19 protein-coding genes are annotated in these 23,298 nt (G+C 55.8%); 10 read left to right on the top strand and 9 right to left on the bottom strand.

Annotated features, from left to right (window positions below):
* Positions 1-108 precede the first annotated feature (108 nt).
* The 3 genes from FHS27_RS11595 to FHS27_RS11585 are packed head-to-tail and all read left to right on the top strand — an operon-like array spanning position 109 to position 2,985.
* Entirely contained in the window at positions 109-1,410 is a 1,302-nt protein-coding gene (locus FHS27_RS11595; RefSeq protein ID WP_390853344.1) for a redoxin domain-containing protein, read from the top strand.
* Between the two features lies 1 nt (position 1,411).
* Entirely contained in the window at positions 1,412-2,629 is a 1,218-nt protein-coding gene (locus FHS27_RS11590; protein ID WP_246419571.1) for an FG-GAP repeat domain-containing protein, read from the top strand.
* Positions 2,626-2,985 carry a nucleotide pyrophosphohydrolase gene (locus tag FHS27_RS11585; RefSeq protein ID WP_184305109.1) on the top strand — a complete coding sequence of 120 codons (360 nt, stop codon included), beginning with the start codon at positions 2,626-2,628 and terminating at the stop codon, positions 2,983-2,985. Before FHS27_RS11590 ends, FHS27_RS11585 begins: the two co-directional genes overlap by 4 nt.
* Before the next feature lie 93 nt (positions 2,986-3,078).
* Here the strand turns inward: FHS27_RS11585 and FHS27_RS11580 are convergent, their stop codons facing one another.
* The 6 genes from FHS27_RS11580 to FHS27_RS11555 form a co-directional block, all read right to left on the bottom strand.
* Positions 3,079-4,068, bottom strand: a complete 990-nt coding sequence (locus FHS27_RS11580; protein ID WP_184305108.1) for a type II secretion system F family protein — start codon at positions 4,066-4,068, stop codon at positions 3,079-3,081.
* A gap of 56 nt (positions 4,069-4,124) precedes the next feature.
* Positions 4,125-5,090, bottom strand: coding sequence for a type II secretion system F family protein (locus tag FHS27_RS11575; protein WP_184305107.1), 966 nt, complete (start codon positions 5,088-5,090; stop codon positions 4,125-4,127).
* 103 nt (positions 5,091-5,193) lie between these two features.
* Positions 5,194-6,513: a CpaF family protein gene (locus FHS27_RS11570; protein ID WP_009094315.1), complete on the bottom strand. Its 1,320-nt coding sequence runs from the start codon at positions 6,511-6,513 to the stop codon at positions 5,194-5,196.
* A gap of 154 nt (positions 6,514-6,667) precedes the next feature.
* Positions 6,668-8,485: a serine/threonine-protein kinase gene (locus FHS27_RS11565; protein WP_184305106.1), complete on the bottom strand. Its 1,818-nt coding sequence runs from the start codon at positions 8,483-8,485 to the stop codon at positions 6,668-6,670.
* 14 nt (positions 8,486-8,499) lie between these two features.
* Entirely contained in the window at positions 8,500-10,212 is a 1,713-nt protein-coding gene (locus tag FHS27_RS11560) for a glucan biosynthesis protein (protein ID WP_184305105.1), read from the bottom strand.
* A 280-nt stretch (positions 10,213-10,492) separates the two neighbouring features.
* On the bottom strand, positions 10,493-11,812 hold the full coding sequence (locus FHS27_RS11555; protein WP_184305104.1) for a glucoamylase family protein: 1,320 nt from the start codon (positions 11,810-11,812) through the stop codon (positions 10,493-10,495).
* A 1,183-nt stretch (positions 11,813-12,995) separates the two neighbouring features.
* Between FHS27_RS11555 and mdoH the strand changes: the two genes are divergently transcribed.
* Entirely contained in the window at positions 12,996-15,041 is a 2,046-nt protein-coding gene (gene mdoH, locus FHS27_RS11550) for a glucans biosynthesis glucosyltransferase MdoH (RefSeq protein WP_184305103.1), read from the top strand.
* A gap of 49 nt (positions 15,042-15,090) precedes the next feature.
* On the opposite strand, the gene FHS27_RS11545 is transcribed toward mdoH, so the two are convergent.
* Positions 15,091-15,429 (bottom strand): hypothetical protein, encoded by a 339-nt coding sequence (locus FHS27_RS11545; RefSeq protein ID WP_246419568.1) that lies wholly within the window; start codon positions 15,427-15,429, stop codon positions 15,091-15,093.
* A 234-nt stretch (positions 15,430-15,663) separates the two neighbouring features.
* Between FHS27_RS11545 and FHS27_RS11540 the strand changes: the two genes are divergently transcribed.
* From FHS27_RS11540 to FHS27_RS11515, 6 genes are all read left to right on the top strand, one after another.
* The gene (locus FHS27_RS11540) at positions 15,664-16,374 is read left to right on the top strand and encodes a hypothetical protein (protein WP_221225037.1); all 711 of its coding nucleotides are present in this window, start codon (positions 15,664-15,666) and stop codon (positions 16,372-16,374) included.
* A 147-nt stretch (positions 16,375-16,521) separates the two neighbouring features.
* On the top strand, positions 16,522-17,484 hold the full coding sequence (gene hemB / locus FHS27_RS11535; protein WP_184305245.1) for a porphobilinogen synthase: 963 nt from the start codon (positions 16,522-16,524) through the stop codon (positions 17,482-17,484).
* On the top strand, positions 17,481-18,176 hold the full coding sequence (locus FHS27_RS11530) for a class I SAM-dependent methyltransferase (protein WP_184305101.1): 696 nt from the start codon (positions 17,481-17,483) through the stop codon (positions 18,174-18,176). Before hemB ends, FHS27_RS11530 begins: the two co-directional genes overlap by 4 nt.
* A 2-nt stretch (positions 18,177-18,178) precedes the next feature.
* Positions 18,179-19,222, top strand: coding sequence for a Gfo/Idh/MocA family protein (locus tag FHS27_RS11525; protein WP_184305100.1), 1,044 nt, complete (start codon positions 18,179-18,181; stop codon positions 19,220-19,222).
* Positions 19,219-20,076, top strand: a complete 858-nt coding sequence (larE, locus tag FHS27_RS11520; protein WP_184305099.1) for an ATP-dependent sacrificial sulfur transferase LarE — start codon at positions 19,219-19,221, stop codon at positions 20,074-20,076. Before FHS27_RS11525 ends, larE begins: the two co-directional genes overlap by 4 nt.
* Positions 20,073-21,686: a serine/threonine-protein kinase gene (locus FHS27_RS11515; protein WP_184305098.1), complete on the top strand. Its 1,614-nt coding sequence runs from the start codon at positions 20,073-20,075 to the stop codon at positions 21,684-21,686. The genes larE and FHS27_RS11515 overlap by 4 nt, the downstream gene beginning before the upstream one ends.
* 125 nt (positions 21,687-21,811) lie before the next feature.
* Here FHS27_RS11515 and FHS27_RS11510 read toward each other — a convergent pair whose 3' ends face one another.
* Together FHS27_RS11510 and yaaA are read right to left on the bottom strand one after the other, a co-directional pair.
* Entirely contained in the window at positions 21,812-22,315 is a 504-nt protein-coding gene (locus tag FHS27_RS11510; protein ID WP_184305097.1) for a 6-pyruvoyl trahydropterin synthase family protein, read from the bottom strand.
* A 185-nt stretch (positions 22,316-22,500) separates the two neighbouring features.
* Positions 22,501-23,268 (bottom strand): peroxide stress protein YaaA, encoded by a 768-nt coding sequence (yaaA, locus tag FHS27_RS11505; protein WP_184305096.1) that lies wholly within the window; start codon positions 23,266-23,268, stop codon positions 22,501-22,503.
* Positions 23,269-23,298: the final 30 nt, after the last annotated feature.

Below are 23,298 nucleotides of genomic sequence, written 5' to 3'. Positions count from 1 at the left end.
CACGACGCGCACCAGATGAATACCCCTGTGACGAATTATCGTTCATCTCCGATGTCTGCCTGGTCTTTCCGGTGCAGTGTCTTGTTCTTTTGCTCTGTTTGCATATTGATGTGCGTCGTCGGTGTGCGGAATGTCTTGGGTGATGACGCCAGGGCACGTGGGGATTCTGCGACTGCGCCGAGCGAGAAAACGAACACGTTCACGCCGAGTCCGCAGGTCACGTCGACTCTGTTGCCGCTGTTTACCGCGATCGCAGATGCGGATGTTTCACGAGCGAAGGTTGAGTTGTCGGTGGAAACCGTGATGCACGGCGAAATCCTCTCGAATGAAAAATCAACGTTTCAAATCGCGTCGAAGTATCCGAATAAGTACACGATCTATCACAAGTCTGACGAGGAGCGAAAACGGCTCTACGCCGACGGGAAGGTAAGTACCGTGGCGATGGACCCGACTTCCTACTATGAGTTGCCTGACGCTCTGAATAACCAAACGCTCGTCACGCGAACGCCACTGAGCTTAGGTCCTTATCCCGAACCCATGTTGGCGTTGACGGTCGCGGGAGTGGATCCTTCGGTGACTTTTCTCGGCGGGATGAATTCGGTCACGGTGCTCGGGAAAACGAAATTTCGCGGACGCACCGAGTCGATTCATGTTCAAGGTGAACAAGATGACGGCGTGGTTTGGGATTTATGGATCACGGATGAAAAACAACCGCGACCGCTTCGCCTGCTCGTCAACTTGACCCCGATGTTGATCGCGACCGGCCAAGTCCGCGTCCCTCAAGGTTATGAACTATCGCTGCGTTACGACTTCGTATCATGGCGTGTGACGGGTGAAGTCGACGACAAGTTGTTCCGATTCGTCGCACCCGCTGACGCGACAAAATATGATTCGCTGGTCCACTATCAGAAAACGATCGCCAGCAAAATCGGCAGCCATCCCTTGCTGGGTAAAAAGGTTCCTGACTATACGCTCACCTTGCTCGATGGGACTGAAGTCTCCTCGAAGGATCTCGAAGGAAAGGTGGTCGTGTTGGACTTCTGGGCGACATGGTGCACTCCCTGTTTGCAAGCGATGCCCGTGATTAAAGCTGCCGTCGATGAATATGACGATAAAGACGTTGTGTTCTATGCGGTCAACGTTGCCGAGAATGCATCGCTGGTTAACGGATTCGCCGGCGAGCAGGATTGGGGCGTTGACGTCGCGGTCGATCCGAAAGGCACGATGATTGACGTCTTTGCTGCGAAGAAGATTCCGCTGACTTTGGTGATCGCTTCGACCGGTCTCGTCGAGGCGGTGCACGTTGGTTATCCGGGGAAAGATGCGTTACGAAAACAATTTAAAGATGAACTCGATGTGCTCACCAAGGGTGGTCGGATCGCGACATCAGAAACCGCGAAGGAAAAATAGTATGCCCCGATTGAGTGAGAAGTCTTTGGTGATCTGTCTGGCGTTCGCGGCGTGGTTCGGCGTCGATCTGTCACGCAGCAATGCGTCTGAACCGTTGCAGTTCGATATTAAGTTGCTGACGGTTGATGCGAATGAGGGGATTGCCGCGGGTGACGTCGATAACGATGGCCTGTTGGACCTCGTTGCGGGACGAAACTGGTATCGCGGCGGAGAGTGGACGCCGCGTCCGCTGCGAAATGTAGATGACTGGAACGGCTACGTCCAAAGCAACGGCGATTACTTATTTGACGTCGACAATGACGGTCGACTCGACGTGATCGCCGGTTCGTTCTTGCCGACGCAGGTCCAGTGGTTTCGCAATCCGGGTGAGGAGGCTCTCAGGCTCGGCAAGCAGTGGGAGGCGAATCTGCTCGTCGATACGGGCGCGTCCTCCAACGAAGGCCAATTGCTCGAGGACATCGATGGTGACGGCAATGTCGAATGGATCGTTAACAGTTGGAAGGCTGATTCGCCGATGGTTATCTGGCGATTGGTTCCAAAAACCGATGGCGAGAAAAATGCCAAGGATAACTCAGGCGTTCCTGCCTACGACGTGAAGCGTCATTTGGTCGGGGCGAATGCGAACGGCCACGGGATCGCGATTGGCGACATCAGTGGAGATGGTCGCAAAGATATCTTGGTCGGAAATGGATGGTACGAGCAGCCCGCCGATGAACCGTGGAAAGAAGAGTGGTTGTATCGCGCGGATTGGGACTTGCATTCGAGCCTACCAATGGTGGTCACGGATCTTGATAAGGATGGCGACAACGACTTAATCTTTGGAAACGGCCACGACTTTGGCCTGCAGTGGTGGGAGAACCAGGGGCTCGAAGATTCGGAGACCGGGAAGATCCGTTGGGCTGAACACACTATCGACCGTAGCTTTTCACAGCCTCACTCGTTGTTGTGGAAGGACCTCGATGGAGACGGCAATGAGGATCTGATTACCGGTAAACGCTACTATGCCCATAACGGTGGTGATCCCGGAGGGCAGGACGTGCCGTGTTTGTATTGGTATTCATGGAATCCCGATACCAAATCATTCACTCGTCACACCATTGATGAAGGTCGTGTTGGTACCGGGCTGCAGATTGTGGTCGAGGACTTCAACCAGGATGATCGTATGGACATCGCGGTAGCGGGAAAAAGTGGGACCTATCTGCTGATCGCCAAACCATGACGGACGTTATTGAAAAGTCGTCCGATCCGCTGACCATCGGTGAAGCTCAACGGCGTGTCGACGAGTGGATCCAAACGATCGGTGTTCGGTACTTCCACGAGATGACGAACCTGGCACAGTTGGTCGAAGAGGTCGGCGAGGTTGCTCGAATTTTGTCACGCAGTCATGGCGAGCAATCCAGCAAGCCGGGCGAAAGTCCCGGGGAGTTGTCAGACGAACTCGCCGACGTGATGTTCGTTGTGATTTGTCTCGCCAACCAATCCGGTATCGATCTGACCGAGGCGTTACGCAAGAATCTGATTAAGAAAACTGACCGTGATCGAAACCGTCACCGCGACAACGAAAAGTTGCAGTGAGGTTCCGATGCCGCACAACACCACACGACGATGTGTGTGATGTTGGCGACGTTTGTTGACTTGCCCGACGCGTTTTGAAAACGCGGCCGAAACTTATTTGGCGAGCATTTGCCGGTACATGTTGATCGCGGCAGGTCCGACGAGCACCACGAAGATACCTGGGAAGATGAACAGAACGAGCGGGAAAATCATCTTCACGGCCGTCTTGGCTGCTTTCTCTTCCGCGATTTGACGACGTTTGGTTCGCATCGATTCACTTTGCACGCGCAGTGCCGTCGCGACGCTCGAGCCGAACTTGTCGGCCTGAATCAGGATCGACGCGAGTTGCTTCAAATCGTCCACGCCGCTGCGGTATCCAAGCGCTTGCAGCACTTCGCTTCGCGGTCGGCCGAATTGCAATTGCGAGTTGGCGATGTTGAATTCTTCACCGATGTTTTTGTGGCTTTTGCCCATCTCTTCGGCGACCTTACGCAACGCTTGGTCCATTCCCAAACCGGCTTCCACGCAGACGACCATCAAGTCGAGAGCGTCGGGCAGGCCGAGGAAAATCGATTCTTTGCGTTTGCTTGCAAGGAATCCGAGGGCTAATTGAGGAATGCCGAAGCCGAGAATCATTCCTCCAAAGAGTTTGATCAAGAGACCTTGGGTCATTCCGTCGACGAGCATCCCCAGCACACCGCCGAAAAACAAGCCGACACCGGTGCAGACGAGCTGGATCATCTTGAAAACGATGGGAGAACTCTCACGCCGGAAGCCCGCGTTGACGAGTTTCTCTCGCAGCTTGCCCATTTCTTCTTCGTTGCCGGAGACCGAATTCGCGATCGGATTGGCGGCCTTTTCGAGGGCTGCGGTCAACGCTTCATTCTTGCTACGTGCTTTTTCGTCGGCTTCGATATTTCGGATGCCACGTTTGGCTTGCTTCATCCGGTCGAGTCGCGACTCGGCGGGTTCTTGATCCGAACCGTTGATTTTGTTGATGACCAACCACGAGATCGAAGCGACGCCCAAGAAGATCGCGACGGTGGTCAGAAGCATCGGGTTGATGAAGCCCGGAGCGGCGTTTTCAGCGAGGAAAGTAAACATGGGAGTGACGATGTATTGAATGAAAGAAGTGAGTGGGACCGTGCGGAAGGTTCGATCTAAACCTTGATCGTGATAATCTTTTTGATCACCAATGCACCGATGATTTGAGACACGATCGCGGCACCGAGTGCGTATCGCCCGAGGTCATCGGTGAACAGCATCATGATGTAGTCGTAGTTGAGTCGTAACATCGTGAGGAACAGCACAGGTGGTAACGCCAACAGCACCGCACCGCTCATTCGGCCTTCCCCGGTGAGTGCCTGGATCGTTCCAAGGATTTGCAATCGCTCCCGGACGAGGTGTCCGATCTTGTCGAGGATCTCGCTCAAGTCACCGCCTGTTTGCCGTTGCAGGATCACTGCGGTGGCAAAGAACCGGATGTCCATGTTGGGAATCCGCTCTGCCATGTCTTCGATCGATTCGTCCAACGGGATGCCAAACTTTTGTTCTTCGTAGCAGCGTTTGAACTCGGTTGCGAGAGGAGCGTCCATCTCTTCGCCGACGAGCCCGAAACCGGCTTGCAACGAGTGTCCCGCACGCAGCGAGCGGCCGAGCAGTTCGAGTGCTTCCGGGATTTGTTGCCCGAATTTCGCTAGTCGTTTTTTGCGTTTAAACAGCACGACGCAGAGCGGCAGCGTCGACATCACCAAACCGAGAATCGGTCCCAGGAGAACCGGCACGGGCGAAACCACGCAAATGACGACGCCGGCGAGGAAACACGCACCGCACATCCCCATGAATTGGACCATAGTGATCTTCATGTCGGCCTGTTCGATGTATTTGTGAACGGCCGGAACATGATTCATGATCCGTTCGAGCAGGGATGCTGCCTTATCCATGTCGTCGACTAACAACAGCGACTGCTTTTTCTCGGTCGTACCGCCTCGGTTGTTGGTTGCCAACGCTGCGAGTCGATCTTCGGTTGCAGTCGTCTCTTCGGACGGCATCAACACGGAAGCGGTGAACGCCACCATCGCGGCAACAAAAACTCCAACGGCAGCAATGATTATGAGCGAGGACATGTGAGAACTAAGGTCTGAGGACGAGGGTGTGAGGTCAGATAAACGAGGGATGACGACGTGAGGCCGGATCAAGTCCAACCTCCGTCGACGCCTCCGGTACTCGTTAGGCTTCCATCATGATTCGTTCACGGAAAGCACTGCTAGGCAAACGGACGCCCGCCGACTCGAGCTTGCTCATGAATCCGGGACGAACACCGGGGCATTCGAACACGCCGTGAGCTTTGCCTTCTTCGTTGATTCCGATTTGCCGGTATCGATAGATGTCTTGCAGCACGATGGTGTCTTGTTCCATCCCAACAACTTCGGTGATGGCCGTCACGCGTCGTGGGCCACCTTGCAACCGGTTTGCTTGGATCAGAACGTCGACCGCACCGGAGAGTTGTTGGCGAATCGCTTTGACCGGCAATTCAAACCCAGCCATCATGACAAGGGTTTCGAGTCGGGCGACAGCGTCACGAGGCGTGTTAGCGTGAATCGTCGTGAGCGACCCGTCGTGACCGGTGTTCATGGCCTGCAGCATGTCCAACGTTTCACCACCGCGGCATTCCCCGATGATGATTCGTTCGGGCCGCATCCGCAGGGCGTTCTTAACGAGGTCGGTTGCCGTGACAGCACCGGAGCCTTCGATGTTCGGTGGGCGTGTTTCCAATCGAACGACGTGATCCTGCTGCAGTTGCAATTCGGCCGCGTCTTCGATTGTCACGATTCGGTCTTCGTGGCCGATAAAGGACGAGAGAGTGTTGAGCAGCGTCGTTTTACCCGAACCCGTACCGCCGGCGATGATCATGTTCAATCGAGCCTTGATGCAACCCTCGAGCAACATCACCATTTCCGGCGTGAAGGCACGGTAGTTCAACAAGTCTTCGAGTTTGAGGGGGTTGCTACCGAAACGACGAATCGAAACGGCGGCACCGTCGAGTGCCAACGGTGGGATGATCGCGTTGACCCGAGAACCGTCTTCGAGTCGAGCGTCCACCATCGGGCAGGTTTCATCAACCCGGCGTCCCACCTTGCTGACGATCCGGTCGATGATTTGAAGCAGGTGTTTACCGTCGCGGAATTCCACGTCGGTCTTCTGCATCTGGCCGCCCTTTTCAACATAAATGTTCTTGGGGCCATTGATCAAAATATCGCTGACTTTGGGGTCCTTCAAAATCAGCTCGAGAGGGCCGAGCCCGAACGTTTCATCGAGAACTTCGTCGACGATGCGTTCGCGTTCTTGGCGGTTCAGCAACGTGTCTTCTGCATCGCAGAGATGCTCGACGACCATGCGGATTTCACGTTTGAGCGTGTCACCTTGGAGGTCACCCACGCGAGAAAGGTCGAGTTTGTCGACCAACTTGCCGTGGATGCGGCGTTTGATTTCTTCGAATTGTTCTTGACGACTGGTTTCTGGTCGTGCCGTAGCTGTGTTCGTGCGCATTGAGTGCTGTCCTTTGCGAGATGTCTAAATCGACTCACGCAAATGTACGACGGGTTTTGTGACACACCCTCGATTGGCAAACCGCGCAGTGCGTTTGTATCAGAGAAACCTGTTCGATCAGGTCGTCCGTAGCGATTGTGCGGACCGCGACGATTCACTCGCCGTTTTGTACCCGCGAATCGGAGCCCACTCGCGGTGCCGCGTAGCGAGTGCCGAGCACCCACATCGCGATCATCCAACCCGCCCCTAACAGCAAGGGACTGAACCGCGGCCACACGGCACTGCCGCCCGCGATCGCAAAGAATATTAGCCCCGAAATAGCGTTTCCGCCCCATAAGTGTCCGGCCATCGCGAGGAAGCCAAACCCACTGATGACTCCGGCCAGGACCATCACATCGGAATGATCAAAATAGCCCCATGCCCACAGGAGGTTGACCATTGTCAATGTGGCCAGATAGCCGAGCCAGATCGACCACACCGGCCGCTCGGCAATGCCACGCGGCATCCACTCACCGTCACGCGCCCGATGAATCGTCCAGGCGATTCCTGCCAGCATTAGCAACCGAGGTACGAAGTATCCGAGCAACGAACTGCTGCTCAACGCAGACACACGCATGGACTCGCGGACGTCCGGAGTCATGGATTCTTGGATCACGAACATCGACACGTGGGCTACCAAGACGACGACGCCGATTCGCATCAACGCTCGTCCCCAATTGGCGAACGTGGCGTGGTGTTGGTCTCGACTGAGTTCCCGTGTGACTTTCGACACGATGCCGTCTTTCCCCGCCATGGGCGGTTCGCCGACGAGAATTCGATCTAAGTCGTCGGCAAAATCATCCGCCCATCGATATCGGTCGGCTCTGTGAGGCGACATCGCGCGATCGAGTACGTGTTCCAGGTCGGTCAATTCGGAGAGCCGCGGCATCCCTCCCGGCCAGGTCATCCGCAACGAAGGGGCGTCGTCGCTGAGCACGCTCGCGAGAACTTCGGCGGTGGACTCGCCATGATGAGGAGGACGGCCTGTTAAGAGCGCGAACAAGATTCCGCCGATGGAATAGATATCCGTTGCCGCCGTGACATCCGATTCACCTCGAGCCTGTTCGGGGCTCATGTAATGCGGTGTGCCGAGGATTTGCCCGTCAAGTGTGACCCCCGGTTCGTCGCGGTGCCATTTCGCCAATCCGAAATCCACGATTTTGGGACGACCCTCGTCGTCGATGAGAACGTTGTCCGGTTTCAAATCGCGATGGATGATTCCACGACGATGTGCGTACGCGACCGCGCGGGCGATGTCTCTCGCCGTTTCGATCGATCCCCGAACCACTTCGCGTTCACTCGTTTCGCAACCTGACAATCGCGGATTACCCGGATTGGCCTCGAGTTGTGCGTTCCGCTCGTTGACCTGAGCCTGCAAGGATCGGCCGCTGACCAACGGCATGACGAAGTAATCCATCCCGCGCCAGCATCCGACCGCGTGGATCGGAAGGATGTTCGGATGAGAGAGCGTCGCGGCGGCCTCCGCTTCGATCCGGAACCGCATCTTGAGTTCGTCGTCGGCGAGTAGTCCGTCGCTGATCAGTTTCACCGCAACATCCCGCCGGAGGCTCTGCTGTGTTGCTTCATAGACCGTTCCCATTCCCCCACGCGCGATCTCGCGTTTGAGCAGGAAATCATCGAGCAATTCACCAATCAGCGAAATTGAGGCTGGCTGGGTCCCCGGGGCGAGCCACTGTTGATTTGCAAAGAAGCTTCGCAGAGGTTCGGAGTATTGTGGATATCGATCCGCGATCTGGTCGAGCCGAACCGGTGTTCCGTTTTCGTGACGCTCGATGAAATACGCCAAAACGGATTCGAGTGTCGCGTCTGATGGCAGCGGCACGGGATCGCACAACGTTTCCTCAACCGCCGGATCGCAATCCGCGTCTTTGACACTTGATGATTGGCGGTTGGGATCGGAGGCGTCTTTCATCCCCCGATTCTAGCTTACTCTTGTCGCGTATAAACGGCCGGGTAAGTGAAAGTTGGCGTCTCGTGGGGACAAAGGTATCGAAACGTTTCGCTCATCCGGTTCCCCTTGTCGTCTTTGAGCGTTAGTTCAATTTCGATCGCCGCGTCCTCGGTCGCCTCCATTTCGATCATCACCGAATATCCAGTCGCGGTTCGCTCAACGGATTGATCGATCAGCTTGCCTCGAATCAACTGAGCTGCAGCATCGACAAAGCCGGGCGTGTGGTCGGTAATGCCGTGCGCGTCGACTGCTTCGGTGAAATCGTCTACGCTCGCGATCGAGTCCCCGTCGTCAGGATCAGGCTGCCCGAATTCCAACTCCAGCATGATCCGTTCATCGTTACGCTTAACATCAAACGCTCGGCAAGTCAGCAATTGGGATCCCGACTCGTCGATGGGGATAACGGCCGAACGTAACGCGGCTTCGTCGGAAAAGAAAAACACGGTGTAGTTCAGTTCCATGGGGTGGTTCCCATCGACGGGCGTGTCGCTGACGAAGTACGCGCCGATGTTGTCGATCCCCTCGTGAGCCCCGGGGATCTCTAGCAGTTCGATACGTCCTTGACCCCACGAATCATTGGGGCGTACCCAAACACTCGGTCGTTCGTGATAGCGAGCGTTGGAGTCACGATAGTGCTCGAAGTCGCGGTCCCGCTGCAGGAGTCCAAAGCCTTGAACGTCCCTCACGGCGGTGCTGGTGACGGACGGGTACGGTAACCTCGCGAGTCCTCGCCACGTCCAATCGTCGCCTTCGTGTATCAACAGCCCATCGCAATCGTGAACCGATGGACGCTCGTCGAGCGGTGGTCCTTGGAGCCCATCACCCCAAATCCACATGCTGGTCAGAGGTGCGATTGCAAGCTTGTCGGGGGCTTCTCGAAAATAGAGAGTGGCACGCACATCCATTTGCGAAACTGTCGCGCCAGGATCGAATGCAAATTCATACGCACCGGCGAGAGTCGGACTGTCTAACAACGCGAGCACTCGAACCGTGCGGTCGCTCGGACTCGGTTCCTGAACCCAGAACGATCGAAAATCTGGAAACTCCTCGTCTTGGTTCATTCCGATATTGACCGCGAGACCACGCGCGGAAGTCCCATAAACCGTATCGGCAGTGCGCGAGCGAAAATAGCTGGAGCCGAGAAACGTCAACAGTTCCTGCGGGTCGCCTTCGGGTTCAAAGCGTCCGGCAATTTTGATCCCGGCGTAACCGACCGACGGCGGAACGTTAAGATCTGCCGCCGCTCCGCCAAAGTGAAACTGATCAGGATAGTATTGGATCTGTTTCGCAGCACCGGACCGTGAATCATGATTCACTTGGTAAACATCAACTCGGTCTTGTTGAACAAAACCGCGATGGAAAAACTCCAGCCAGAACGGATGCCTCGAGTCATTCCACACGCCTTGGTCGTGTCGGAATTGAATCTCGCGATACTGTTCGTAGTTCATCTGCGCCAGCACGGGAATCAACGGCGGTTCTGGCACGTAAGCCGTCGCTGCGGTTTGCCGAGCGAGTGCTTTCAGATCTTCAAAGTCAGATACATGCAGCTCCGGTTTACTAGCACGTCTGACTGATGTGAGCGAAGTTTGCTCGGTCGTGTTCGATTCGGGGCGTTCAGCTCGAATCGGTTGATTCACGTGAACAGCGGCGAGCACAACCAATACGATGGATAGATGGCGAGTGATCATGCGATAGAAGAGATTGAGGGATGGTACGAGAAGAGAAGCCTCGTCCATCCGAGAGTGCGAATCATGCGCCGAAATGACGCTATCCAACGCACTCAAAAATCATCCAATCCCGTGACTCGCGGGTCGTTTTGCGAGCACCGAGGCACCGCCGGATTCAACGGCGTTCATCCTTTCGTGATGCGGTCGCGAGGGTGGCATGCCAGCCGTAGAGATGGCGTCCGACTCCTCGCCGCATGTTTGGACGCGTACCCGGTACTTGATGACGCCAACGTATGTTTGTCTAGACTGGTGTGAAACCAGCCAATCGGAATGCTCGCTGTGGCAGCGGATGCTGCATGAAAGTGCTCCATACCCCACCGCTGCGTAAATTTTCAGCCATCAACAACGAGATGCCCGTATCGATTCCGATCACGTCGCGGCTGACCCATCCGGTTGCCGGATTGAATGCGTTGGCAAAACCGTATCGTCCGTAGATCTGATCGCCAAACTGATTACGTTGGTACTGCAGCGTCGCGATCGCCTGTTCGGGAACAACGGCGAGCCCACCGGCGGAAGCGCTCGGAACGACCGTGCCGTCGATGCCACGATCTGGTTCGAAGCGGTCGTCTTCGTAGGGGCCGCCCCAGTCGCGATATCCCGACACCGAGTCGCTGCTCGTGATGCCCCAAAGCTGTTCGTTGTAATGTCCCAATTCTTCGGGGAAGCGTTCGGCGAGCCGGGAGAGGAATTCGATTTGTGCGTGGTGCGCCGTGACCGAGTTCTTCCAGTAGCTTCGTCCACTCGGGCTGCGTACGGCGCGAAAGTCAAAGAACGCCATCGGGTATTGATGAACGAACAGCGGCGGATAGCTCAAGAAGCTTTCGCCGCGATAGTTCAGTATCCGGTCGCGCTTCCAGGCGTTCCACGCGGACGGGTCAATGGCGTGGTTTGGGGCACCGATGGCCATCAGCACGAGAATGGTCAATTCGCTGAAACGGTCCCATTGATACGGCAACAAGCCGTGTTCGGGTGACCAGCCCATGTGCAAGCAGTTACCGTCACCGAGCATCGATTGCCAGTTCGTTCGGCCAATCAACTCCCGGCAAAGGCTTTTGATCTCGATGTCGTCTCCGAAGGTCGTTTCGCTGCAGATCACACCCGCCAACATAAGAGCCGTGTCGACAGTGGAGGCCTCGCAATTCATCCTGCGGCCACCGTCACTACGCCCGATAAAGTGATAAACAAAACCGTTGTGGTGTTGGGCGATTTCAACGAGCGAACGAAGCGTCAAACGGGTGCGTTCGCGTGCACTGTCAAAGTTCTCGAGTCCCGAGTTCGGCGCGATCGCATAGGAAGCCAACGCGAACCCACAACTCGCCGAACTGGCGTGTTCACTGAATCCACCGCCGTTTCGCATGCCCCGGTCGCTGACCAATCCGGTGACCGGATCTGCCGCATCAATGAAGTATTGGTAGCAACGTCTGCGCAGATCGGTCAGGAAATCGTCGTTGGACACCACAGAGGCCTCGCCGAGGTTCGTCCCGCACATCAGAGGGGCGGTCGCAGCCACAACGCTAGAAATGAATCCGCGACGGGTCAATGCACTGGAAAGATGCGACATAGCAAGTTTCGAGGTGGGCGTAAGGCAGGTGGGGCGGCGGGCGACGAGTGGCCTGCGCCGGGGTTTCAGAGAATACTGAAGCGGCACAAGAGGCGTCAATCCGTCTTAGCTGTGGCTTTAAAGTGGGGATCGGCACCGGTAGTCGTGTTTGATACGACGGGAAGAGGAGTTCCGTTCACCTGGCCGACATTTGAGTGCTCAATTTTGGAGCATCTTCCGCCAAACGCTTAACAAAGTGGAAGACATCTTGGTCATTTTGCGATCACGCCGAAGCGTTCGATTCGCCCGATAGTCTCCACTATTGAAATAGCATTCTTTTTCTGTGGCGGAAGCGCAAAACGGTGACTTTAACGATTGCCGGTGTCATGGTTGCTGACATCAACCTCGGGGCGTCCCTAATGTGGGCCACTTCCACAGTAGCCAACGTCTCGAGGTCGCTCACTAAGACGAGCTGATTTCGGTTGTAAGAAACCGCCGATACATGCCGACATCTTTGGCACACGCTTTGAAGTTACTCACAAAGCATCGGGTTTAACCGATTACCGGGACGCCAAGGTCTTTTCAATGTCCCGATCCTCTTCTTACACAAAGGGTATTTGTGATGGACACGAATAACGAAGTAAAAAACGCCGAAGGATCGAGCGTATCACCATCAACCATGTCAACGAGCAGGAGAAGCGTGCCGCCAATCATGCTTCGTTCGATGAATCATCCGGAGCCAATCCGGATGGCAGGCCCGTTGCGATGGGACTGGTGGTCTCGTTCGATCGCTGAAAGCTCTCAAATATTGATGCGGTTCCTGTTTGTGCCGCAACATGGATCGTTTCGAGTTGCAAACGATTCGACACGTCGTGGTCGCTAACACCACGACCGTGTGAAACACAGACGGTGGAATACACCGCTCCACCGATCGGCTGCCGCCAAGTCGGTTGGCGGACGCGGTCTTTCCATCGTCTCGAGACACCCGCGTTGGCGTCAGCCTTGCATGTTGATCCACGTCGCTGCAAGGCTGCGTCCGACGCACCGGGTGCTCACGGTCAATGATCGTCGCGTTTGACTGTCGTAGGCAGTTCATCGCGATCAGTAGCGTCATCACTTATTGTCATCCGCCACGCTGCGCTGATCGACATCACGCCGTTGTGTGCGATCGCTTTTCTCTCTTCTTTCAATTAACTGCTTTCCTATGGCCGCCATTGAACCTGTCGTTCATGAGTCATCGCCCAACATCACTTTCGTGCGAACGCGTGTGTTGGCGGCGTCGCTTTTGATTTGGTTGATCGGCTGCGTGACGTTTTACGTCATCATGATCGCCGATAATTCGATCCGCTTTTTTGAAGCATTGAGCATGCTTCTGTTTTGCGTTCTTTTCGGATGGATCGCGTTTTCATTCTCGTTGGCAATGGAAGGCTTTTGGGGGACATTGCGTTCACGGCGAGTCTCGCCACCGACGCTGGAGAAACTACCCGAAGCGTCGTCCCATCGCACCGCGATCCTGATGCCGATCTATAATGAGTCCCCGACGCGAGTTTTTGCCGCGATCGCTGCGATGCGGGAGCAGTTGTTGGAGACCCCGCGAATCGGGAAGTATGATTTCTTCGTCCTCAGCGATTCAACCGATTCGGACATTTGGCTTGAGGAGGAATGGTGTTGGTCGGAACTCGTCGACCGGCTCGGTGATGTCAATGGTGACGCCGATCCGTCATCAGACCAAATTGGCATCTACTATCGCCATCGCTCGGAGAACACGGCTCGCAAGGCGGGCAACGTTGCGGATTTTTGTGAGCATTGGGGTGTGCAATATCGCTACATGATCGTTCTCGATGCGGATAGTCTCATTTCGGCATCAACGATCGATGAAATGGTGCGTCGGATGGATGGGGATAACGCGCTCGGGATCCTGCAGGTGCCTCCGGTGCCGGTCGGGCGGCAATCCCTTTTCGCTCGCTTGCAACAGTTTGCGGCGGCGGTTTACGGTCCGATGTTCGCCGAAGGTTTTGACCGATTTGCGGGCGACCGCGGAAACTACTGGGGGCATAACGCGATCATTCGGACGAGCGCCTTCATGCGGCATTGCAGCCTGCCGATTCTCAACGGTTTGCCTCCACTCGGTGGTGAAATCCTGAGCCACGACTTCGTAGAAGCGGCGTTGATGGTTCGAGCGGGATGGAAGGTCAAACTTGCAAATGACCTCGGCGGCAGCTACGAAGAGTGTCCGACGACGTTGTTGGATTTTGTCAAACGAGATCATCGCTGGTGTCAGGGTAATTTGCAGCATTGGCAAGTCATGTTGGCGGAACGAATTCATCCGATTTCACGGATGCATTTCCTCAGCGGAATCCTTTCGTATGTCGCGGCGCCGCTGTGGTTGCTGTTCCTAACGACCACAGTTGTTGCTGCGATCATCAACGCGCAATCAAGTGACGGGTCGATCGCTGTTGATACACGATCGATGTGTGTCGCCCTGTTTGTCGGGTCGATGGGGTTGCTGCTGCTTCCGAAAGCTCTCTCCGTTGCGACGTTGTGCCTGAACGGAGAAAAACGGCGGAGACTCGGTGGCGTCCTGCCGATCGTTATCAGTGCGGCGTTTGAGACTGTGCTCTCAACAATCCTCGCGCCGTTGATCGCGGTTTATCACGCGCGGTGCGTGCTATCTGTATTGACCGGGCACAATGTGAAGTGGAACGCGCAGCAGCGTTCGGAGACAGGTGTGTCTTGGTCCGAAGCGACCGCTCAGATGTGGCCGTTGACGTTGCTTGGATTGGCCACGACTGTCGGACTCGGTCTGGTCGAACCCGGTTGGCTGATTTGGTTTTCGCCGCTGTTAATCGGATGGACGCTATCCATTCCGATCGCGGTTGTGATGGGGAGCCGGTTGGTGGGCCGGAAATTGGCCAAGGCCGGATTGTTACGTATTTCATCGGAGCGACTGCCCGAGCCTATCCTATCACGCCATCAGTATTGGATTTGCGAAATCAAAGCGATGCGTTCCGAACGAGAGCATGAAAGTTTGTTCGAAAAACTCTTTCACGATCCGAAGTTTCGCGACCAGCACATTGAGATCCTTCGTGCAGCTGCCAATGACCGGCGAGTACCAGCGGATGCGCCGGAGTGGGGAGAACGCTGCAAATCCAACGTTAGCGCCGAGGAGATCGAGAAACCCGCCCGGCGACGTTTGTTGTGTGACGATGAGTGGGTGGAGAAGATCGGCGCAGGCTCGCCCACGCAATAAACAACGAAACGCAATCGGCGACGAGAACGCCCCCGGGATCACGGCGGGGCTACGCGTCTTTTTCGGGTGACTCGTTGTCTACCGCAGAAGTCTCGATGTTCTCCGGCGAAGCATCGCTGGCGTCGTCGGTGTTCTCGTCGGAGTCGGATGATTCAGAGGAATCATCACCAGACTCTCCGGACATTTTCTTCATCTTTCGCTCAGCCCGTTTGGCTACGTGCGCGGCCGCGATTTCTTCCATCGTTTGCACGTGTTCGGGTTCTTTGACGCCGAATTGTCGTTCGTAGAGAAACTCGATGAATTCGACGAGTGGTAGTTTCCAGGGCTGCTTGTCACGGTTCGCGTAGCTGCCGAATTTCTTGGGGCTCAATCCCAACTCTCGGGCCATCTGAATATGTTTGTGGGAGAGATGGAATTTTCGTCGAGCGTCGATCCAGGGTTGGAATTTGTGGGGGATTCTTTGTTTTTTGGCCATAGGGGTGAACGATCGAGGTCAGGCAGTTTTTGCCACGTGGGAAATTCGGTCGGCAGACATCAAATGCCTGCTTTTTGGCACATGATACTCTACAATGTCGCGAGCGTATCTCCCTCCGATTGTCCCCTCCCCTTTCGCTTCCCCACCATGCTATTCACTTCGATTAAACCCCAGTTTGCGGCCTCGTGCGTCGCTGCCATTGCCCTCTTCGCTGTCCTGACGATTCCCGATCGAGTTCGTGGAGACGAAACTTCGGGATCTGAGGCCGTTGTTACTGATTCCAAAATCGTTTTTCAGGAAGATTTCGAGTCCGGCCTCGGTGCTTGGGAATTGCTCGATCCGAAAACCTGGGAGCTCAAGGAGCTCGACGGCAATCACACCCTTGCAATCACCGCCCGTAAATCCGAATACGTGCCGCCGGTCCGCAGTCCGTTTCACGTCGCTCTGATCAAGGATCTGGAGCTCGAAAGCGTCGAAATCTCGTTTCGAGTTCGGAGTACGTTGGACACCGGTAATCACCGAGATTGCTGCGTGTTCTTTAACTACATGGATGACCAACACTTTTATTATGTCCACCTCGGGGCGAAACCCGATCCGCATAGTGGTCAGATCATGATCGTTAACGAGGCGCCTCGATTGGCGCTGACCGCGAATGAGAATCGGACCCCGTGGGACGACAAGTGGCACCAAGTTCGAGTCGTGCGAACGGTGTCTACCGGCGCGATCGATATCTATTTCGACGACATGGAGACTCCTCATCTGCACGTGATCGACAAAACGTTCACGAAAGGACGCGTCGGAATCGGTTCGTTCGATGACATGAATGAGTTCGACGATGTGGTCGTGCGAGCCCGCTAGGGTGTGTCGTTAATTGACGACTCGGGGTATGCTCTTCCTTTTGTGTGATGCTGTTTTGTCGTACGTGGCGGACAGCGTTTCTACCCCCTTTTGTGATTTGTTGAATCCGTGCCCTACCCCGCCCGCGCACCGTTTCCTGCCACCCGCATGCGTCGCGTGCGGGCCCATGATTGGGCTCGCCGACTGACCCGCGAAAACTCCCTCAGTGTTGACGATCTCATTTGGCCTTTATTCGTTCATGACGGACAGGGGGCTCAGCCGATCAAGAGTTTGCCGGGCGTTTCGCGATTGGATGTGCGGCAAACACTCGATGCGGTTCGGCGTGCCGTTGATTTGGGGATTCCGGCGATCGCGTTGTTCCCCGCGACGGATCCGAAGCTGAAAACGGAAGACGCCCGCGAAGCGATCAACGTCAACAACCTGGTTTGTCGAGTGACGCGGGAAATCAAATCCGCCGTCGGCGACGCGCTAGGCGTGATTCTCGATGTCGCGCTGGATCCGTATAGCAGCCACGGTCAAGACGGATTGGTTCGCGATGGACGCGTCATCAACGACGAAACGGTCGAGATGCTGTGTCAACAAAGCGTCGTGCAGGCTGGCGCGGGCTGCGACATCATTGCCCCGAGCGACATGATGGATGGGCGGATTGGTCGGATTCGCGAAGCCCTCGACGCGTCCGGCTATGAGGAAGTCCAGATCATGTCGTACGCAGCAAAGTACGCCAGCGCATTCTACGGACCCTTTCGCGACGCGGTGGGGTCGGCTGCCAGTCTCGGTGCCGCGGATAAGAAAACGTATCAACAGTCTCCTTCGCAATCGGATGAGGCGATCCATGAGGTGGCATTGGATTTGGCCGAAGGCGCCGACTGCGTCATGGTCAAACCAGGGATGCCCTATTTGGATGTGGTCGCTCGCGTAAAGCAGTCATTCGGTGTGCCTACCTACGCGTATCAGGTCAGCGGTGAGTACGCGATGTTACGGGCTGCCGCGGATGCCGGATGGCTCGACCGTGACGCCGTCATGATGGAAAGCTTGTTGGCATTCAAACGCGCCGGTGCCGACGGCATTCTCACATACTTCGCCGACACCGCAGCAGAGAAATTGCAATGACTTCAAACGCATCCGGCGAATCCACTCCTGACACCCATTCACCCTTGGCGTTTCCCTGGCACTGGGAAGATACGCTGATTGCCGGTCGTGTGCGTCCACTCGCTGCCGCGTCCGACCCCGACGGGATGTTGCTTGATGCCTGTCGACGACAAGACGAAGGCGAAGAAGGTGTGATTGACCCCTTTTGGGCGACGACGTGGCGAGCCGCCTCGGGGCTCGATCGTTTCCTCGATCGTGTCGATATCCATGGCAAGCGGGTGCTCGAAGTCGGCTGTGGAACCGGGCATGCCGGGATCGCGGCGATCTTGCGCGGCGCCGAAGTCACGATGACCGACGGGGTCGCCGATCCGCTGCACCTGGTTCGTTTGAGTTTGTCACGTTTGGGTTTGAAAGCGAACGTGCGTGTGTTCCGTCTCGGTGAAGATAAATTGGAAGGCGAAAAATTCCCTTTCATTCTCGGCAGTGATGTCACTTACCTGCGTGAACTATGGCCGGCGCTCCTGGCCTCTGCGGAGGAGCATTTGGCCGATGGCGGGCAGCTTCTCCTGAGCGACCCTAACCGAGTCATCGGCAATGAATTCCGCGAATGGATCGCGGATTATCCTGCATGGGATTATCACGAGGAGTCGGTTGTGCTCGAGGACGATCCCGAACATCCAATCCGAATCATGCGTTTGACCCGGAGAGCCTAATCATGCGTGCTGCGATCCTCGGTGTCGGTTTTATGGGGTGGATTCATTCGCTGGCATATCGCCGCAGCGAGGTCGCCGAGATGGTTGGATTCGCTAGCCGTAGTTCCGCAAAACGAGCTGGGGATTGGTGTGGCATCCAGGGTAACTTCGGGCCACTGAGTGAGCAGATTGATGTCTCCGAGATGATCGTTTGCGAGGACCTCGATGGGTTGCTCGCCGACGACTCCATCGATCTGATCGATATTTGTTTGCCACCGCATTTGCACGTCGAAACGGTCAGCCGGTCGCTCGCCGCGGGCAAGAAGGTTCTCTGTGAAAAACCTCTCGCTCTCTCCGCTGACGATGCGGAACGTTTGACCGCGATGGCAGAGCCCGGGCAGTTGATGGTTGGCCATATTCTTCCTTTCATGCCCGAGTTCACCTTTCTCGCCGAAGCGAACGAGAACCAGCGATATGGGAAGATACTCAGTGGTCGTTTCCAACGCACGATCGGGCCTCCCGATTGGGTGCCCGACTTTTATGACCGATCACGAGTCGGCGGACCGCTTTTGGACTTGCAGGTTCATGATGCTCACTTGATCCGAATGTTGTTTGGGATGCCTGCGGGGGCTCACACGGTTTCGCATTTGATCGAAGGGGTTCCCAAACGTTATGAAACGGTCTTGAACTATGAAGGACGCGTCGTTTCGGTTGCCGGTGGGGTGATTGATTCGTCTGCCCGGCCGTTCACGCATGGATATGAAGTGTCGTTTGAAAACGCGACTTTGCGTTTCGAGTTCGCGGCATATTCAGATGGCTCGTCGGACACGATTCCGTTGACGGTGTTGCATAACGACGGTCGAATCGAACGGCCAGACCTTGCCGGTGGCGATCCGATCGATGCGTTTGTAGCGGAGGTGGATTCGGCGGCACGTGTTGTTGCCGGTGGCGCCGTTCCACCGACTTTGGATCCGGTTCTGGCAACGGATGCGTTGAGAATCTGCGAGATGCAGATGCCTGCCACTCACGAGCCATCCGCACACGACTCGGTGGTGATCACGGAATGAGTGTCCACGTTTCATCATCGCTCGAGTCGATCAAAGCGAAACTGCTCCAACGGATCGGAAGCTTTGATAATCTCGTGGTCGCGTTTTCCGGTGGCGTCGATAGTAGCGTGGTGGCGGCCGCGGCCCTTGCTGCGGTTGACCGTGATCGTTCGGGGGCCTGCATCGCGGTCACCGCTCGCTCGCCTTCGCTGGCGAGTTGGCAAGCCGAGCTTTCACGCAGGGTTGCATCCGAAATTGGTATCGAACATCAGTTTGTCGAGACGGACGAAATCGATCGTCCGGGTTATGTGCGAAACCATTCCGATCGATGTTTCTATTGCAAACAGACGCTCTACGAATTCCTTCAGCCGATCGCTCGGCAGCGAAACGCGGTGATTCTGTCGGGCACCAATGCCGACGACCTTGGTGATCATCGGCCTGGCATTCGAGCGGGCAATGACGCGTCCGTGCAGACTCCGCTGGCGGATCTCGGGATCGACAAGCAAACGGTTCGCGCGATCGCGTTATCGTTCGGGCTGAGTAACGCAGACTTACCCGCATCGCCGTGTCTGTCGAGTCGGATCGCGTACGGTGTGGAGGTCACGCCGGAGCGATTGGCACGTATTGACGCTGCCGAATCCTGGCTGCGTGCTCACGGAATTGGCGATCTACGAGTTCGGTTGCACGCCGGCGAACTGGCGAGGATCGAAGTTCCGCCGGAGCAGTTTTCACGGATCATCGAACTGCAACAAAGTGAATCATTGACGGAAGAATTTGCCACGATGGGATTTTCGAATGTCACGTTGGACTTGCGAGGGCTCCGCAGTGGAAGCCTGAATGAAGGTTTGGTTACGCTATCGGTGACGCCCGAATGAGTGATTTGATTGGTTGTCGGATTGGTGATTATCAAGTGCTCCGTCGTCTGGGCAGCGGCGGCATGGCCGATGTGTATGCAGCGCGGCAGTTAACGCTGCAGCGCGATGTGGCGCTTAAAGTACTCAAATCGGTGACGCAAAACGATGATGATCATCTCAAGCGATTCCGACGGGAAGCGCAAGCGGCGGCGCGGCTCAACCATCCGTCGATCGTTCAGATTTATGAGTTCGGCGAAGTCGACGATGTGCATTACATCTCGCAGGAGTTAGTTGACGGGATCAATCTTAAACAGGCACTCGACCGAGAGGGGCCGTTCAGCGCTGAGCAAGCGGTTGAAGTGCTGCGAAGTGTAGCCAGTGCTCTCGAACTCGCTCATCAAAGTGGTGTGACTCACCGGGATATCAAACCGGAGAACATCATGCGAGGGAACCTGAACACGATTAAAGTGACCGATTTCGGATTGGCCCGCATGCTGACGCAGGTCGACTCGAGCACGGCCAACCTCACGCGGGCGGGGTTAACGCTGGGGACGCCTCGCTACATGAGCCCCGAGCAGATCCAAGGGCAGACGGTCGATGCTCGCAGCGATTTGTATTCGCTCGGTGTGACCATGTATCACCTTCTAACCGGTTCGCCGCCTTATGAAGCAGACGAACCGCTCGCGCTTGCGATTAAGCACTTGCACGACATGCCGCGACCGATGGATCATGTCCGGGGCAGTGCTGATTTACCGGCGTGGCTGGTTTCGCTCGTGATGCGCTGCTTGCAGAAGTCTCCTGATGCTCGCTTTGAATCCGCCGAAGCCCTGTTGGAAGCTATCGACGCCCACGCACCTGCGACCAATGCGTCCGGTTCGTCGCGGACTGTCGTTTCGGAGACCGCAGTTTCATCAGGACTCAGTCATCAACCATCCGGTGCAACGTCCGGCAGTGCGGCGAGTGGTAAGAAAAAGATCAAAGCCGAGTTGAGCCTCACGACGCCCGACATCGGTGTCAGTTCGGCGACGTTGCAGTTGCAGCGTGCGACAGATCTCGCACGCGCCTCTGAGCGTCGCCGCAATCGTCGATCAATGGCGTATCGAATGGCGATTGTTCTGTCGACGATGGTTTTCGGAGTTGCGGGTTGGGTCGCCGCTCGCGCGTCACGTCCTGATTCGTTGAGCAGAGAATTGCGAGGCCCGATGGTCGCGACCGCGAAAACGATCGAGCATCAATACCTGACCGCACTGACACGCAACGACGTGCCGGCGTGGCGTGCGGTCTTGGAATATCCCGCCGAACCGGGATCGCCTCAGGAGGACTATCACGAGAAAGCGACGTTGCAGTTGGCGAGATTGTTAATCGAGCAACAGGAATATGACGATGCGACTCGGTTGCTAAACGAACTCGAAGGTTCGTCTTCAGTTGACCGTCTGTATCTGATTCTTGCGATGGTTCATCGGCATGCAATCGCCATGGCGACCAACAACACGCGAGAAGCCTCCCGACTGAAAACGCAAATCGCCGATAAGTTGAGCGAACTCTCGGTCGATAAACCCGCCGCGGCGCAGCTGTTCAATCGGATCGTTCCCGAATCCGAGCGGCTGGCCATCGGGTTGGTCAGTTCCTGAGAGTGGCGACGCTGTTATCCGGGACCACCTGTTACTGCCCGGCAAAACGATGAGGTCTGATCAAAACCGGACCTGCGTATTTGTCGAAACTGCGTTGGCAACCTGCCGCACCGATCGTCATACATCTACTCGCTGAGTTTCCAAGGCAATCGGCAAACTCCCCATTGCCCGCAATTTTCGTCGACCGCAACTTCGATGAACGACAGTGCGTGACCGAACTGTTCCATGGTTTGTTCCCGCACTCGCTCCGCGATCACGCGAGCGATCTCTTCGGCGGTCGTGTTCACCACGGGCATGATGATCGCGTCCTCGTTGGGGAAAACCCATCGGCGTTCGCGAAACCGAACCGTCGTCTCCTTATCGTCCTGTGACACCAGAATTTCGCGATGATCACGTGGCAAGATTACATGATGATCCAACGCTTGGGTTTGCACGAGCACAGCGTCGCGAAGTGCAATGAAATCCACGACATACCGGTTCTCATCGAGCGGGCCTTCGACACTTACACGAACGCCATAATTATGCCCATGAATCCGCTCACAAATGTCACCGGCAAACGTAATAAAGTGAGCCGCCGAGAAAACAAATTGTTCCTTACAAACATCAACACGAAACGTAGGTTGGGTCATGAAATCATTCTGTTAGATAATGGATGGTTGATTGGTGACGCGTTCTCGCCCTTGGTGAACTAATCCCACACCATCGTCGTGCGTGGACTGCGAGTGATGCGCATGCATGGTAGGGAATGCAAGGTTGATGAGGTGAATGACATCGCTTGCGTTGTTGATTGCAGAGTGTCAGTTCGCATGGGCGATCACCCTCTAACGAATACGGGGACTTTTTCAGTGGATAAGTCGGGGTGGTAGGTGTAGTCGTCTTCGGCGAATTGAGTCAGTTTGGTGGTGGTTTTGACTCGATTGCGAATGACCCATGCGGCCATCGTGCCTCGGGCCTTTTTGGCGAAGAAGCTGATGATCTTGTACTTGCCGTTTTTTAGTTCTTTGAACGCGGGGGCCACGACGGGGGCGGGTAATGCTTTCGCGTCCACGCATCGAAAGTATTCGTTTGATGCCAGATTGAGCAGGAATCGGGACCCGTTGACCTGCATCTGCTTTGCAACGGAATCCGTGACGCGGTCACGCCAGAACGCGTACAGGTCCTTGCCGTGGGAATTGGGCAGTGGTGTTCCCATTTCCAAGCGATACGGCAAAATCCGATCGAGGGGGCGCAGGATTCCGTACAGCCCCGACAGGGTTCGTAATTGCTCTTGAGCGACGTCGAGTTGTTTGGCCGTCAACTTTTCGGCTTGAAGGCCTTGGTACACATCGCCTTGGAAGGCAAAGATCGCTTGTTTGGAACCTTCCTTGGGATGCGGTGCCATCCAATCTTGGAACCGTGCGTGATTGAGTTCCGCGAGGGATTCGCTGATCCCCATCAGATCCCGGAGAGACGCAGGTGTCTGCTGTTTCATCAGCCCCGCAATCTCGACACTGTCTTTGATGAACTCTGGATTCGTCGACGTTTTGACTTTTGAAGGCGACTCGAAATCGAGTGTTTTGGCAGGGGATAGCAGAATTAGCATGGTGTTATTGTAGAGTTAGTTGCGATGCGA

This window comes from Aporhodopirellula rubra (assembly GCF_014192335.1).
GTDB lineage: Bacteria > Planctomycetota > Planctomycetia > Pirellulales > Pirellulaceae > Rhodopirellula > Rhodopirellula rubra.
This window is presented reverse-complemented; position numbering and strand designations above follow the sequence as displayed.